This window comes from Janthinobacterium sp. PC23-8 (assembly GCF_002250505.1).
GTDB lineage: Bacteria > Pseudomonadota > Gammaproteobacteria > Burkholderiales > Burkholderiaceae_D > Janthinobacterium.
In genome coordinates this window covers 455,790-470,404 of record NZ_NJGY01000003.1, presented here as the reverse complement: position 1 = coordinate 470,404, position 14,615 = coordinate 455,790, and the positions used below count along the sequence as shown (strand labels likewise).

Here is a 14,615-nt window from a genome sequence, read left to right as displayed (position 1 = left end):
AGCATTTTTCGGATTATACGCATAACTTTTAATTTTGTGCACAAAATTATTTTTATACATAAATTCATTTTTATGCATATAATTTCCGTGCGCAGACCGAGTGCCGGTGGTAAGCAAAGCCATCGCGACACGACGCTGCGTGCAGCCCCACACCCTATAAAAACAATGGAGATCGACAATGAAACGTACCCTGTACGCACTGGCCCTGCTCGCCTCGGCCAGCCCCCTCGCCCTGGCCCAAGGCAATGCCACCATCTACGGCACCTTCGATGGCGGCCTGCGCAACCTGACCAACACCAACGCGGCCGGCGACAGCAAACTGTCGGCCGGCTCGAACGGCACCTACCTGGCGAACCGCCTGGGTTTCACGGGCACCGAAGAATTAGGTGGCGGCAATAACATCAGATTCATGCTGGAATCGGGCTTCAATACGGGCACCGGCGCACTGGACAACGCCAATGGCGTGCTGTTCAACCGCGCCGCCTGGATCAGCGTCGCGGGAAAATGGGGCAGCCTGATGGCAGGCCGCCAGTACACGGTGGCGTTTGCCGCAGCGCGCGACTATGAACCGTTCACCTTCCGCTACATCAGCCTGATCCCCGTTGGCGGCGGCGCCGGCACCACGCTGCCGGCGGCGGCCATCGCGGCCGGCCTGGGCGCGTCGGCCACCAGCGGCACGCGCTTCAATAACGATCTGCAATACCGGCTGACGGCCGGGCCGGTGACGGTGATGGCCGAATATGCGGCCGGCGAGCAAGCCGGCAGCGTACGCAATGGCGCCGCGCAGGCCGTCGGCCTGAAATACGCCGAAGGCCCGCTCAACCTGGGCGGCGCCTATACGCAAAAGAAAACCCTCGCCGGCCAGGACAACACTTCCTGGACCGTTGGTGGCGGCTACCAGCTGGGCGATGTGATCGCCAAGGCAGGCTACTCGAAAGAGCGGCAGCAGACGCTTGCCGCTGGCACCTACGCCAATCAATTGGGGTGGATAGGCCTGCTGTATCAAGTCACGCCGAAGGTGGAATTGGCCGCTGCCTGGTACCAGACGCGCTATCGCCATACGGCCACGGGCGAGCGCGACTTCTTCATCCTCAGTTACCACTACGCCCTGTCCAAGCGCAGCCGTTTGTACGTGGACCTGGACCGCAATCTGTACCGCGGCGCCCTGGTGCCGGCCACGCGCCAGACCAGCCAGACCGGCATCACGGTGGGCTTGAGCCACAGTCTCTGATTTCTTTTACTTCACGCCAGGAATGACCATGACGCACTCCACCCTTCCCCACGCCGCGCCGGGCTATGCCGGCACGGCCATCTTCCTGCACTGGCTGGCCGCGCTGCTGGTGGGTGCTTGCTTTGCACTGGGGCTGTTGATGACCGACATCCCCGGCCTGACGCCCACCAAGCTGAAGTACTTTTCCTGGCACAAATGGATAGGCCTGACCGTGCTGCTGACGATGCTGCCGCGCCTGCTGTGGCGTTTGCTGCGCGCGGTGCCGGCCATGCCGGCGGCCATGGGGCGCTGGCAACGGCGCGCCGCCCACCTGGCGCATCTGGCGCTGTACTGCCTGCTATTGGCGGTGCCGCTGTCGGGTTTGTTGTACAGCCAGGCGGCCGGCGTGCCGGTGGTGCTGTTCGGCGTGCTCGACATTCCCGCCCTGATGGCCCCCGACCCGGGCTGGAAGGCGGCGCTGAAAAGCGCGCACTGGCTGCTCAACTACAGCTTGCTGGCGCTGGTGTGCCTGCATGTGCTGGCCGCGCTCAAGCATCAGTGCATCGACCGCGACAACTTGCTCGCCCGCATGTTGCCGTTTCTCAGGCCCAAGCAATAAATGCATCCAGATTTTTTTTCAGGAGAAACCCGCATGACTTTCATTCTTTACGGCGCTGCCGCCCTCGCCCTGCTTCCGCCGCTGGTGGCCGGCGCCCAGACGCCGCTCGACATGCAAAAAAGCAGCATCGTCGCCGGCTTCAGGCAAATGGGTGTGCCGCTGGACGGCAAATTCCAGAAATATGCGCTCGACATGCAATTCGACCCGGCCAGGCCCGAGCAGGCGCGGGTGCGCCTGGAAGTCGATGTGCACAGTTTTGATATTGGCGACGAAAGCTATAACCGCGAAGTGCGCAGCAAGACCTGGTTCAATGCGGCCGCGTTTCCGAAGGCGGTGTTCGTTTCCAGCGCGGTCAGGCAAACCGGCCCCGGCCGTTTCACGGTGCAAGGACAGCTCACCATCAAGGGCAAGACAGCCGAGGTGGCGATACCTGTGCAGCTGAGCCAGGCAGGCAAGGCGTCGGTGTTCGACGGCACGTTGCCGATCAAGCGGCTGCAATTCAATATCGGCGAACAGGAGTGGAAAGACACCTCGCTGGTGGCCGATGAAGTGACGTTGAAACTGCGCCTGGTCACGGCGTCCCAATGAGCTGTTCCCCTCAAGCTATTGCTTCCACAAGGAAAAACCACATGAAATCCATCCTGATCGCCGCCGCCCTGGCCAGCTCGCTGGCGGCGCCGGCCCGTGCCGCCGAGACCTACACCTTGCTGCCCAGCCACACCTATCCCAGTTTTGAGACCGATCACTGGGGCGGCATGTCGGTATGGCGCGGCAAATTTACCAGGAGCGGCGGCAGCGTGGTGCTGGACCGCCAGGCCAGGACCGGCACCCTGGAGGTGACGGTAGAGACGGCCTCGGTCGATGTCGGCCATGCAGCCATGAACGCCGTGCTCAAGTCGGCGCGCATCCTCGACGCCGAAAAATACCCGACCGCCGTCTACCGTGGCAGCAGCATGCGTTTCGACGGCGAGCGGCCGGTGGAAGTGATCGGCGAACTGACCCTGAACGGCGTGACAAGGCCGCTCAAGCTGCAGATCGACAGCTTCAAATGCATGCAAAGCCCGCTGTACAAGCGCGAAGTATGCGGCGTCAATGCCTTTGCCAGCTTCAACCGCGCCGACTTTGGCGTGACCGTCAACCTGGACCTGGGCTTCAGGCCCGAGATCAAGCTGGCGATCCAGGCCGAAGGCTTGCTGAAGGTCGATTGAACGGCGGGCGCGGGCCAGGCGCCGCAGTCGCCATGGGGGTTCAGGCGTGGATCGCGTGTTGCTTGACCCACTCGACATAACGCTGCATCCAGGCCTGGAAAAAGCCCAGGCTGGCTTCGCCGATATTGCCGTTCTCATCGAACAGGCCGTCCTTGGCATGGATAAACATTTCCGGCTGGCCCAACAGTGGCACGTCGAGGTAGGCCAGCACATTGCGCAAATGCTGCTGCGCCATGGCGGTGCCGATGGCGCCGACCGACACGCCCAGCACGGCGCCAGGCTTGCCGCCCCAGACGCTCTGGCCGTAAGGGCGCGAGCCATGGTCGATGGCGTTTTTCAGCACGCCGGGAATCGAACGGTTGTATTCAGGGGTGATGAACAGCAGCGCTTGCGCATCGGCGATCTCGGTCTTCAGGCGCAACACTTGCGGCGCCTGGGCGCCGTCGTCGTCCTGGTTGTACAGCGGCAGGTCGCCGATCTCGATCTGCTTGAACGACAATTCGGGCGGCGCCAGCTTGACGATGGCGTCAGCGAGCTGGCGGTTGAAGGAATCCTTGCGCAGGCTGCCAACGATGATTGCGACTTGATATAGACTCATGTAATCCTCCGGTGTGGTAAAAAGAAAAGGCCTGTAGTGAACATCACGACAGGCCTATCTTGCCACACAAGTATTGCAGGCGTCTGCACGCCAGAAGGTCAGTTGGAGGGGACGGCAAGACCTGTATATATGCGGAAATACCGTCCGCCAAGATTGGTCAGCACCTCGTAGCCGATGGTGTGGGCCATGGCGGCCACGGCGTCGACCGGGTGCTCAGGGCAGATCAGGTCGACCAGTTGCCCGGGCGCCACCCGCGCGGCGTCGATATTGCTCACATCGAGCGTAATCGAATCCATGGAAATGGCGCCCACCTGCGGCACGCGCACGCCGTCGATGACGGCCACGCCCTGGTTGCTCATGCTGCGCAGCCAGCCGTCGGCGTAACCGACGGAAACGGTGGCCACCACGCAAGGCCCGGTGGCCGTATAGCGGCAGCTGTAGCCGACATGCTCGCCCGCATTAATCGTGCGCGTCTGTATCACCTTGCCCTGCAGGGTCACCACCGATCGCAACGGATTGGGCTCGCCCGCCTGCGGCGTGATGCCGTACAGGGCCGCGCCAGGACGCACCAGCTCGAAATGGTAGTCGGGCGACAGGAACACGCCAGAAGAATTGGCCAGGCTGGCAGGGAACGCAGGCAGGCGCGCGCGGATTTCCAGGAAACGCGCCAGCTGCTGGGCGTTGGCCGGATGGTAGCGCTCGTCGGCGCAGGCCAGATGGCTCATCAGGTACAGCACCTTGATGCCGTCGAGATAATGCGCATCGGCCAGCCAGTCGTCGATTTCCTGTGGCGACATGCCCATGCGCGACATGCCCGTATCGACCTGCACCACGGCGTCGAGCTGACGGTCGAGCGCGGCGGCGTGCGCGCGCCAGCCGGCCACCTGCGGCGCGCTGTTGAGCACCGGAACCAGGCCATGCCGGGTGAATTCGCCCTCCGTGCCGACCGGCGGGCCGTGCAGGACAAAAATGGCCGCGTCCGGCGCCACGTGCGGACGCAGGCTGATGCCCTCTTCCAGGTGCGCGACAAAAAAATGCCGGCAACCTTCCTCATACAGGGCGGGCGCCACTTGCGCCGCGCCCAGGCCATAGGCGTCGGATTTGACCACCGCCGAACAGGCGACCGGATGCGCACGCTCGCGCAGCAGCCGGTAGTTGGCGCGCACGGCGTCGATATCGATCGTCAGGATGGCGCCGCTACGCTTCTGCGCCGTCATGTTATTCGTTGCCTCTGTTACCTTGCTCATCTGGGATTACGCCTCCGCATAGTGCAGCTTGCCGCGCTGCTCGCCGCCATTGTAGCGGCCCACGGACAGGTCGTCGGCCTGGATCGCCGGCTGCTTCGACGATATCAGGTCGGCCAGCAATTGCGCCGAACCGCAGGACATGGTCCAGCCCAGGGTGCCGTGACCCGTGTTCAGGTACAGATTGCGCAGCGGCGTGCGGCCAACGATGGGCGTGCCGTCCGGCGTCATCGGCCGCAGCCCGGTCCAGAAGCTTGCCTCGCTGGTATTGCCACCGCCCGGGAACAGGTCGTTGACCACCATTTCCAGGGTTTCGCGGCGGCGTGGATTCAAACGCAGGTCGTAGCCGGCGATCTCGGCCATGCCGCCGACGCGGATACGGTCATCGAAACGCGTCACCGCAATCTTGTAGGTTTCGTCGAGGATGGTCGACACCGGCGCCTTGGCCGCATTGACGATGGGCACGGTGATCGAATAGCCCTTCAATGGATACACGGGAATGCCCAGCAAGGGATTGAGCAAGGTGGTCGAATAGGAACCGAGCGCCACCACATAGGCGTCGGCCTTCACCACCTCGCCGCCGCACTGCACGCCGGCAATGTTGTCGCCCTGCGTCAGGAGCGCGTCGATCGCCACACCGTAGCGAAATTGCACGCCCAGCTTGACGGCCATGTCGGCCAGGCGCGTGGTAAACAGCTGGCAGTCGCCGGTTTCATCGTTGGGCAGGCGCAGGCCGCCGAACAATTTGTCCTTGACCGCTGCCAAAGCCGGCTCGGCGCGCGACAATTGATCGCGCTGCAACACCTCGAACGGCACGCCGGCGTCGCGCAGCACGTCGATATCCTTGGCCGCGTCGTTGTACTGCTTTTCAGTGCGGAACAATTGCATCGTGCCTTGCTGGCGGCCTTCGTAGGTAATGCCGGCTTCAAGACGCAAGACCTTGAAGCAGTCGCGGCTGTATTCGGCCAGGCGCACCATGCGCTCCTTGTTGACGGCGTAGGCCTCGGGGGTGCAGTTGCGCAACATCTGCCACATCCATTTCAGCTGCGCCATGCTGCCGTCGAGCGAGATCGACAATGGCGCATGGCGCTGCATCATCCATTTCACGGCTTTCAAGGGAATCCCCGGCGCCGCCCACGGCGAGGCGTAACCGGGAGAAATTTGCCCCGCGTTGGCGAAGCTGGTTTCCAGTGCCGGACCAGGCTGGCGGTCGATGACGGTCACGTCATGGCCTGCCTTGGCCAGATAGTAGGCACTGGTGACGCCGATGACGCCGCTACCCAGAATCACGATACGCATAATTTCCTCGATTTATTTTTAGGGCAAATTGCCAGATTTACCGCTATGATATTGCCAACTGCCCAGCATATGTTCACGTATAAACCGAGATATTCAGCAAATAATCATAAAAATCCATGAGAATTCTAAAAGAGTCGTCGCGCGGCCTCGACAAGCTGGACCGGCACATCCTGCGCATCCTGCAACAGGACGGCCGCATCTCGATGAAAGACTTGGGAGAACAGGTCGGCTTGTCGATCACGCCGTGCATCGAGCGGGTCAAGCGCATGGAGCGCGACGGCGTCATCACGGGCTACCACGCCAAGGTCAACCCGGCCGCGCTGGGCGCCAAATTGCTGGTGTTTGTCGAAATCACGCTCAATCAGAAATCGGCCTCGGCCTTCGAGCAATTCCGGCGCGAAGTGCTGCAGATTCCCGAGGTACAGGAATGCCATCTGGTCTCGGGGGACTTTGACTACCTGATCAAGGCGCGCATCCATGAAATGGCCGAGTACCGAAAATTGCTGGGCGACATGCTGCTGCAGCTGCCGGGCGCGGCGCAATCGAAGAGCTATGTGGTGATGGAAGAAATCAAGGAAACCCTGGCGGTATCGACCGAGGTACTGCAAGGGCGCTGAAAAGGTGCGTTTTCCGGTACCATCGGTATCGTTTCCTGCTCCTTTGTATATTCATGTAGCAGATCGTTACAAATGCAAGCACACTCTCCCTCGACATCACGCCCGTCCCCTCTGAGATTGGAAGCAGTGATGCGCACCGGGACTACTGCTATGACTACTTTTTTGAAACTGGCGTTTTCTTGCCTCGCGGCTGTGAGCATGGCCGTGTGCAGCGCCAGCGAATACACCGTCAACCGCGCGCCCGCCGACGGCGCCATCTATAAAAATATTACCGTCGGCAAGACCACCCGCCTCGACCTCGACGCCGCCCTGGGCAGCGCCACCGTGGTCAAACTCGACCCCGGCTATGAAGTCTGGGTCTACAAGAACCAGCTGCAAGGCTCTTCCGCCAGCCGCTTCCTGCCCTTGCCGGGCGCCAAAGGCACGCGCGAAGTGGCGGTAATGTTCGACCGCGCCGGCGTGGTCAGGAAGTTTCGCATCCACGAGCCAAGGAAGTAGGCAGGCCCTGTCTGCGCGCAGCTTGCCTCTGATGCCAGGCTGCGCGGAAATGCTGCGCCCCCAAGCGGCCGCACACCGGCCGCCACGATGAGGCTTCCTGCCTCATCGGCCCGACATCCCCCTCCGGACGGAGCACGGCCGAGCCGTCGCCCCCAACCACGCATGCGCCCCTGCCCTTTCATGCCAGCCATCGCGCCTGCCGATGCCGGGCCTGGCGCCAGCGGTGTGTCCAGCCAGCATCAAAATTTGATTTATTTATCGATGAATTCAAATTATTCGTATAATATTGAATAAATCATCGAAAATTAATTTAATTTGATACGGCTTGGTGTCCCCGTCCCCCGCCCTATGCCGTCGCGCCGCCTGCGTCAGCATGCCGGTGTGGCCCAGCCTGGCAATCAAGATAATGGAGAGCGCAATGAATTACCCGACAACCATGCCACGCGTGCCTGGGGCCGACATCGATAGCACCGGCCTCGTCAGGGCGCTGAGCGGCATGCAGGCGCTGCTGAGATTTGATCTGCACGGCATCGTCCGCGAAGCGAACCAGCTTGCACTGGACTTGTTCGGCTATCAGCGCGAAGAACTGCTGGGTCAACACCACCATGTGCTGTGCCCGTCCACGCAGGAGCGCGCGGGTGCGGGGCTGGAATTGTGGCGGCTGCTGGCCGAAGGACAGGCCCAGTCCGGCAAATACCGCCGCGTGGACCGGCAAGGCCGCGAGCTGTGGGTCCAGGCTCACTACATACCGTTGCCGGGCGATCGGGAACACGCCGGTGATGTCATTGCCCTGATCGACGACATCAGCGCCGACATGCGCGCGCAACTCGATTTTTCTGGCAAGATCGAGGCCATCGAACGGGTCCAGGCGGTGATCGAGTTCAATCTGCACGGCCAGATCCTGCGTGCCAACGACAATTTTCTGCGTGCCTTCAGTTATCAGGAGGAAGAGCTGCTCGGCCAGCATCACCGCCTGTTCTGTACCGAGGAAGATGCAGGCGCGGCCAACTACGGGCAGTTCTGGGACAATCTCGCACGCGGCCAGTTCCAGTCCGGCCAATTTCGCCGCATCGACAAGCACGGACGCGAAGTGTGGATACAGGCCTCGTATAACCCCATTCTCGATGCCGACGGCAAGCCGCTGAAAGTGGTCAAGTTTGCCACCGATATCACCGCCGCCAAGCGTCTGAGCTCGGAGACGGCGGGCAAGATCGACGCCATCGCCCGTTCCCAGGGCGTGATCGAATTCGATATGCGAGGCAATATTCTCGCGGCGAACGGCAATTTCCTGCGCGCCGTCGGTTATACGGTGGGCGAAGTGGTAGGACAACACCACAGCATGTTCTGTGACCCGCAACTGGTGCAGAGCGAAGACTACCGTCACTTCTGGGCCGATCTCGGCGAAGGAAAGTTCAAGAGCGCCCGCTTCCACCGGCTGGGCAAGCACGGCGCCGCCATCTGGCTGCAAGCGACCTACAATCCGGTACTCGATACCGACGGCCACGTCTGCAAGGTCGTCAAGTTTGCCATGGATATCACGCAGCAAGTCAGGCGCGAGCAGGCCATCAGCAGCCGCGTCGCCGGCATGGGCGTTGTCATGCAAGAGCTCGCTGGCGCCATCGACAGCATCGGCAAGAGCGCCGCGCATGCGAATATCATCGCTCAGCAGACCGAGCAGCATGCCCAGCAGGGGCGTGTATTGCTGGGCCAGTCGATCGAATCGATCCTGGAGATCCAGAAATCATCGCAGGATGTGCACGAGATCGTCAATACCATCAGCGAGATTGCCATCCAGACCAATTTGCTGGCCTTTAATGCGGCCGTCGAGGCCGCACGTGCCGGCGCGCACGGCCAGGGCTTCGCGGTGGTCGCCGACGAGGTCCGCAAGCTGGCGGAAAAATCGGGGACCGCCGCACGCAATATCGCACGCCTGATCGAGACGACCATCAGCCGCGTCGACCAGACCGGCAAGCTGTCCGAACAGGTGCGCCAGTCCTTCGAACAGATACGCATGTCGGTGCATAACACCACCAGCTCGATCGGCCTGATCGACGAGGCAACGGCAACCCAGGTCGATTCCAGCCGGCATGTGACGCAATTGCTGATGGAACTGCAGGCATCCACCGCTACGGCGCCCTGATCATGTCCGCTACCGCCTCGGTCACACGCCCTTATGCGCAGGTACGCATCGGCTCGCTGCACCTGGGCATCGAGGCCTGTCATGTACGCCATGCGCTGGCGCGCCCCGCCGACCTGCTGCCCATGCCAGCGGGCACAGGCCCCGTGATCGGCGTATTTTCCCACCAGGGGCGTGCAGTGCCCCTGATCGACCTGCGCTGCTGGCTTGGACAACCTGCCGAGATTGCCTGTCCCTATGTGGTGTTGCTGGCGGGCGATGGCCGCCTGGCGGCCCTGGCGGTCGACGCCATCGCCAGCGTACGGGAAATCGAGGCCGCCCACATCGAACAGGTAAGCCACAGCGAGGATGGCGACCATTTTTTCCGTTTCGTGGCGCGCCCCGCCGGCGACGACAAGATACTGAACTTGCTCGAGCCCGAGCGCCTGATGCGCCGGGCACAAGCGTGGAGTGAAAAGGCCGGGCCATACGCCGCGATCGACTTGCCAGGCCCATCCTCGGCAGCCGGCGACAGCCTGTCGCTGGCAAGCTTCGAGCTGTCGGGCCGCGTAGTGGCGCTGCCGTCGATGCTGGTTGCCGAAGTGTTGCCTTGTCCGCCCCTCGATACCGTGCTCGGCTGGAATGGCCCACTGGCAGGAGTGATCCGCTGGCGTGGACGCGAAGTGTATATCCTCAATGGCGCCATGTTCGACGGCGTCCTGCCGGCGCTGGCGGCGGCGCCGCCCCTGCTGGCGGTACTGGAGCGCGATGGCCGCTGCCTGGGACTGCGCATCGAGCGCACGCTGGCCGTGGCGACGCTTTCCTGCGCGCAGATACAGTACGGCACGGCGGGCCCCTGCGGCCACGCTCTGGTGGCGGCGACCATCAGCGCGCCGGCCGGCCCGCCGCAACTGGTGCTCGATGACAGGGCGCTGATGGCGCTTTGTCCGCAAGCATCCTGTGCAAGCACCGCTGCGGCGCCGGCGGCGGACAAGCGCAGCGCCGAGGCCTACATCGTTTGCGACGCAGGCGTGGAACTGGCCGTGCCGATGGCCGCCATCGTGAGCATCATCGTTGCGCCCGCCGACATGCAGGCGCCCACCTTCAATGCCACCGGCGCGGCCGACGGCAGTTGCCCCTGGCAGGGGCGCACGCTGCCGCTGTTCGCGCTCGGTCCACAAGACGCGCCGACCGAGCGCATCGTCGTGCTTGAACACGATGGCTGCCAGCTTGGCTTGGTGGTACGCGACCTCGTCACGCTGGTGCCGGCCCATGCCGCCCTCAAACTCTCTTACCGCCAGTTCGGCGGCGAGGCGCAAACGGTCATCACGGTCGATACCGCCACCGGGCAGGCCAGCTATCGGGTGCTGGATCTGGCCACGCTGACCGCACCCGCAGTCCTGTTGCAAAACAGCTTGCGATAAGCCGATGGCGACGTCTGCAACGCGGCGCGAAAATGCTGGCGCAGCGACAGGGCCGTGCCAAAACCGGACGCTTGCGCCACCATATCGATCGAGATGGCGCTTTTTTCCAGCAGGCCTTGCGCATGTGCCAGGCGCTGGCCCAGCAGCCACTGCTTGAACGAGGTGCCTGTCGCCTGGCGAAAATGGCGGGTGAAGTTACGCCGGCTCATGGCGGCCCGTTCGGCCAGCGCGTCGATGCCGTGCGCCTCGCTCAAATGCGCGCCCACGTGGGCCAGCACCTCGGCAAAGCGCCCTTCGCTGTTTGACACCGGCAGCGGCCGCTCGATGAATTGCGCCTGGCCGCCCTGCCGGTGCGGCGCCACCAGCAGCCGGCGCGCCACGCGGTTGGCCAGTTCGGCGCCGGCCAGCTGGCGCAGCAGATACAGGCAGCAATCGAGCCCGGCGGCCACGCCGGCCGAGGTCAGCATGCCGCCATCGTCCACATACAGCATTTCCTGCTCGACCATGACGTGTGGGTGGCGCGCGGCCAGGATAGCCGCCATGGCCCAGTGGGTGGCGGCGCGCTTGCCGTCGAGCAACCCGGCCTGCGCCAGCGGAAACGCCCCCAGGCACAGGCCCACCATGCGCGCCCCGCGCAGGCAGGCGCCCCGCAGCGCCGTCATCAGCGCATCGGGCGCCGCGCGGCAGTCGTCGTGCCAGGACGGCATGATCACGATATCGGCCGTTTCCAGCAGCGACAGGTCATGCGCGGGCACGATGGCAAAGCCGGCCGCCGTGGCAAATGGCGCCGTTTCGGCGGCGCAGACGTGCACCTCGAACAGGGGAGCGTCGGGCGCGTCGAAGCGGGTACCGAACACCAGGCAAGGCACGGACAGATGAAACGGCGTGATGCCTTCATAGGCGATCACGGCAACGACAAGCGGACGGGCGGCGGGTAGACTGAGCATGGCCCGATTATATCGCAGACAGGCCTTCAGGCCACTGCCGGGCATGGCTCGAACGGGCCAGAATGGCGCTATCGTCCACCTTGAAAGGAAACAGCATGACCAACACCACCGCCCACCCCCGCCGCGCCCTGCTGGTGATCGACGTGCAGAACGAATACTTCACGGGCCAGTTGCCGATCGAATATCCGCCGGTCGCGCTTTCCCTGCCCAATATCACCGCCGCCATGCAGGCGGCCCGCGCCGCCGGCGTGCCCGTGATCGTGGTGCAGCACGACGCGCCGCAAGGCTCGCCCGTGTTTGCCAGGGGCAGCGACAGCTGGCAGTTGCACCCGCAAGTGGCCGCCATCGAGGCCGACCACCACATCCATAAAACCATGGGTAGCGCCTTTGTCGGCACCGGTTTGCGCGAGTGGCTGGCCGGCAAAGGCGTCGACACCCTGACCATCGTCGGCTACATGACGCATAACTGCGACGCGGCCACCATCTACCAGGCGTCGCACGACGGCCTGGCTGTGGAATTCCTGTTTGATGCCACCGGCTCCCTGCCCTACGCCAACGCGGCCGGCCAGGCCAGCGCCGAGGAAATCCACCGCGTCTACAGCACCGTCTTCCATTCGAATTTCGCCGCCGTGGCCAGCACGGCCGACTGGCTAACGGCCGTCAAGCAAGGCCTGCCCTTGGAAAAGGACAATATTTTCCTTTCCAACCAGCGCGCGCGCCAGACTTGAACGGTGCTTGGCAGGTATGATGCGCCATGCTCAAATACCTGCTGATTTTTCCCGCTTCGCTGCTGCTGGGGTCGGCGGCCATCGTTGCCGCCGGTCTCGATGACAGGATCGCGCCGGCCGACATGATCGTGGTGCCAGGCAATACGGTGGCGCCGGACGGCACGCCGGGCCCGCGCCTGCGGGCGCGGCTCGATGTCGCACTAAAACAATTCCGCGATCGACAATCGCCGCGCATTTTCGTCAGCGGCGGCACCGGCAAGGAAGGCTTTGACGAGGCCGCCGCCATGGCCGGCTACTTGCAGCGCCAGGGCGTGCCGGCTGCGGCCATTATCGAAGACAAGCAGGGTTGGACCACGCAGGCGACGGCGAACAATGCCGCCAGCTACCTGCATGCGCACGGCTTGAGGACCGCCATGGTGGCCACGCAGTATTTTCATGTGCCGCGCTTGCGGCTGGCACTGGAACGCGCCGGCGTCACCGTCAGCGCCCAGGTACACGCACCCTATGCCGAGCTGCGCGACCTGTATTCGACACCGCGCGAAGCCGTCGGCTACGCGGTGTATTACCTGAAAAAGTAAAACCTCATTCGCTCCAGTCGCGCGAGCGCTCCACCGCGCGCTGCCATTTGTGCAGGCGGGTCAAGCGTTCGTCATCGGCCATGGCCGGCTCGAAACGGCGCGCCACGCGCCATTGGGCGGCGATTTCTTCCAGTGAACTCCAGAAGCCCACGGCCAGGCCGGCCAGGTAGGCCGCGCCCAGCGCCGTCGTTTCCGTCACCTCGGGACGCACCACCGGCACGTTGAGGATATCGGACTGGAACTGCATCAGCATGTCGTTGCGGGCCGCGCCGCCGTCAACGCGCAATTCACTCAATGCAATGCCGGCGTCCTTCTGCATCGCCGACAGCACGTCGACGTTCTGGTAGGCCACGCCTTCGAGCGCGGCGCGCGCGATATGCGCGCGGCCGGTGCCGCGCGTGATACCGATCAGGGTACCGCGCGCATATGGGTCCCAGTAGGGGGCGCCCAGGCCGGCAAACGCCGGCACGAACACCAGGCCGCCCGTGTCGGGCACGCTGGTGGCCAGCGCTTCGACTTCGGACGAGTGTTGAATGATGCCCAGGCCGTCGCGCATCCATTGCACGGCCGCGCCGGCCACAAAGGCGCTGCCTTCGAGCAAATAATCGGTACTGTCAGGGCCATCGCCCAAGCGCCAGCCGACCGTGCTCAATAAGCGGTTTTTCGAGGGCAGCGGCTTTTTGCCGACATTCATCAGCATGAAGCAGCCGGTGCCGTAGGTGTTTTTCGCCATGCCCGGCTGCAGGCAAGCCTGGCCGAAGGTGGCGGCCTGCTGGTCGCCCGCGATGCCGGCGATCGGCAGCGACACACCCAGCAACTCGGCATGCGTGTGCGCGGCCACGCCGCTCGATGGCACCACTTGCGGCAGCAGCGAGGCGGGTATGTCGAGCAGGGCCAGCAGGTCGGCATCCCATTGTTGGGTGTAAATATTGAACAGCATGGTGCGCGAGGCGTTGCTGGTGTCGGTCAGGTGGGCGCCGCTCAGTTTCCAGATCAGCCAGCTGTCGACCGTGCCGAAAGCCAGCTCGCCCCGTTCGGCCCGCGCGCGCGCGCCGGGGACGTTGTCGAGCAGCCATTTGAGTTTGGTGGCGGAAAAATAGGCGTCCAGCACCAGCCCGGTCTTTTGCTGGATCAGTTCGGCCTTGCCTTCAGCTTGCAATTGCTCGCAGAACGCGGCGTTGCGCCTGTCCTGCCAGACGATGGCGTTGGCCACCGGCTGGCCCGTGGCACGGTCCCACAGCACCGTGGTTTCGCGCTGGTTGGTGACACCAATGGCGGCCACGTCGGTCGCGGCCACGCCACTGTCGCGCATGACCTGGTGCATCACGCTCAGCTGGGAGTCCCAGATCTCGTTCGCGTCGTGCTCTACCCAGCCAGGCTGCGGAAAAATCTGGCGAAATTCGCCCTGGGCGCAGGCGTGCAAGTGGCCGGCATGGTCAAACAGGATGGCACGCGAACTGGTGGTGCCCTGGTCTACAGCGAGTATATATTTAGTCATTGTCTGGTACTACAAAAAAACCGGTAAAAAC

General features: G+C 63.5%; 15 protein-coding genes. 10 read left to right on the top strand and 5 right to left on the bottom strand.

The window, feature by feature from the left end:
* Nucleotides 1-178: 178 nt before the first annotated feature.
* Genes CD932_RS21635 through CD932_RS21620 form a run of 4 tightly spaced genes read left to right on the top strand, consistent with a single transcriptional unit; the run spans nt 179 to nt 3,037 of the window.
* Nucleotides 179-1,231, top strand: a complete 1,053-nt coding sequence (locus CD932_RS21635; protein WP_094444854.1) for a porin — start codon at nt 179-181, stop codon at nt 1,229-1,231.
* 28 nt (nt 1,232-1,259) lie between these two features.
* The gene (locus CD932_RS21630; protein WP_094444853.1) at nt 1,260-1,829 is read left to right on the top strand and encodes a cytochrome b; all 570 of its coding nucleotides are present in this window, start codon (nt 1,260-1,262) and stop codon (nt 1,827-1,829) included.
* A 33-nt stretch (nt 1,830-1,862) separates the two neighbouring features.
* Complete coding sequence (locus CD932_RS21625; RefSeq protein WP_094444852.1) at nt 1,863-2,417, top strand: YceI family protein; 555 nt, start codon at nt 1,863-1,865, stop codon at nt 2,415-2,417.
* Between the two features lie 41 nt (nt 2,418-2,458).
* Nucleotides 2,459-3,037, top strand: coding sequence for a YceI family protein (locus CD932_RS21620; RefSeq protein ID WP_094444851.1), 579 nt, complete (start codon nt 2,459-2,461; stop codon nt 3,035-3,037).
* A gap of 40 nt (nt 3,038-3,077) precedes the next feature.
* On the opposite strand, the gene CD932_RS21615 is transcribed toward CD932_RS21620, so the two are convergent.
* The 3 genes from CD932_RS21615 to CD932_RS21605 form a co-directional block, all read right to left on the bottom strand.
* Nucleotides 3,078-3,635: an NADPH-dependent FMN reductase gene (locus tag CD932_RS21615; protein WP_094444850.1), complete on the bottom strand. Its 558-nt coding sequence runs from the start codon at nt 3,633-3,635 to the stop codon at nt 3,078-3,080.
* A 98-nt stretch (nt 3,636-3,733) separates the two neighbouring features.
* Nucleotides 3,734-4,882, bottom strand: a complete 1,149-nt coding sequence (gene alr, locus CD932_RS21610; RefSeq protein WP_094444849.1) for an alanine racemase — start codon at nt 4,880-4,882, stop codon at nt 3,734-3,736.
* Nucleotides 4,883-4,888: 6 nt separating this feature from the next.
* The gene (locus CD932_RS21605; RefSeq protein ID WP_094444848.1) at nt 4,889-6,178 is read right to left on the bottom strand and encodes a D-amino acid dehydrogenase; all 1,290 of its coding nucleotides are present in this window, start codon (nt 6,176-6,178) and stop codon (nt 4,889-4,891) included.
* Between the two features lie 116 nt (nt 6,179-6,294).
* Here CD932_RS21605 and CD932_RS21600 point away from each other — a divergent pair, with 116 nt between their 5' ends.
* The 4 genes from CD932_RS21600 (at nt 6,295) to CD932_RS21585 (ending at nt 10,833) form a co-directional block, all read left to right on the top strand.
* Nucleotides 6,295-6,795: an Lrp/AsnC ligand binding domain-containing protein gene (locus CD932_RS21600; protein ID WP_065308736.1), complete on the top strand. Its 501-nt coding sequence runs from the start codon at nt 6,295-6,297 to the stop codon at nt 6,793-6,795.
* 150 nt (nt 6,796-6,945) lie between these two features.
* The gene (locus CD932_RS21595) at nt 6,946-7,293 is read left to right on the top strand and encodes a hypothetical protein (RefSeq protein ID WP_141213333.1); all 348 of its coding nucleotides are present in this window, start codon (nt 6,946-6,948) and stop codon (nt 7,291-7,293) included.
* Between the two features lie 418 nt (nt 7,294-7,711).
* The gene (locus CD932_RS21590) at nt 7,712-9,433 is read left to right on the top strand and encodes a PAS domain-containing methyl-accepting chemotaxis protein (RefSeq protein WP_094444846.1); all 1,722 of its coding nucleotides are present in this window, start codon (nt 7,712-7,714) and stop codon (nt 9,431-9,433) included.
* 2 nt (nt 9,434-9,435) lie between these two features.
* Nucleotides 9,436-10,833 carry a chemotaxis protein CheW gene (locus tag CD932_RS21585; protein ID WP_094444845.1) on the top strand — a complete coding sequence of 466 codons (1,398 nt, stop codon included), beginning with the start codon at nt 9,436-9,438 and terminating at the stop codon, nt 10,831-10,833.
* On the opposite strand, the gene CD932_RS21580 is transcribed toward CD932_RS21585, so the two are convergent.
* Nucleotides 10,767-11,780 carry a GlxA family transcriptional regulator gene (locus CD932_RS21580; protein ID WP_094444844.1) on the bottom strand — a complete coding sequence of 338 codons (1,014 nt, stop codon included), beginning with the start codon at nt 11,778-11,780 and terminating at the stop codon, nt 10,767-10,769. The two genes, CD932_RS21585 and CD932_RS21580, sit on opposite strands and share 67 nt — an antisense overlap.
* A gap of 95 nt (nt 11,781-11,875) precedes the next feature.
* Between CD932_RS21580 and CD932_RS21575 the strand changes: the two genes are divergently transcribed.
* Together CD932_RS21575 and CD932_RS21570 are read left to right on the top strand one after the other, a co-directional pair.
* A complete protein-coding gene (locus CD932_RS21575) occupies nt 11,876-12,508 on the top strand; it encodes a cysteine hydrolase family protein (RefSeq protein WP_094444843.1) in 633 nt (210 codons plus the stop codon).
* Nucleotides 12,509-12,534: 26 nt separating this feature from the next.
* Nucleotides 12,535-13,086: a YdcF family protein gene (locus tag CD932_RS21570; protein ID WP_094444842.1), complete on the top strand. Its 552-nt coding sequence runs from the start codon at nt 12,535-12,537 to the stop codon at nt 13,084-13,086.
* A gap of 4 nt (nt 13,087-13,090) precedes the next feature.
* Here the strand turns inward: CD932_RS21570 and glpK are convergent, their stop codons facing one another.
* Nucleotides 13,091-14,584: a glycerol kinase GlpK gene (gene glpK, locus CD932_RS21565; protein WP_094444841.1), complete on the bottom strand. Its 1,494-nt coding sequence runs from the start codon at nt 14,582-14,584 to the stop codon at nt 13,091-13,093.
* Nucleotides 14,585-14,615: the final 31 nt, after the last annotated feature.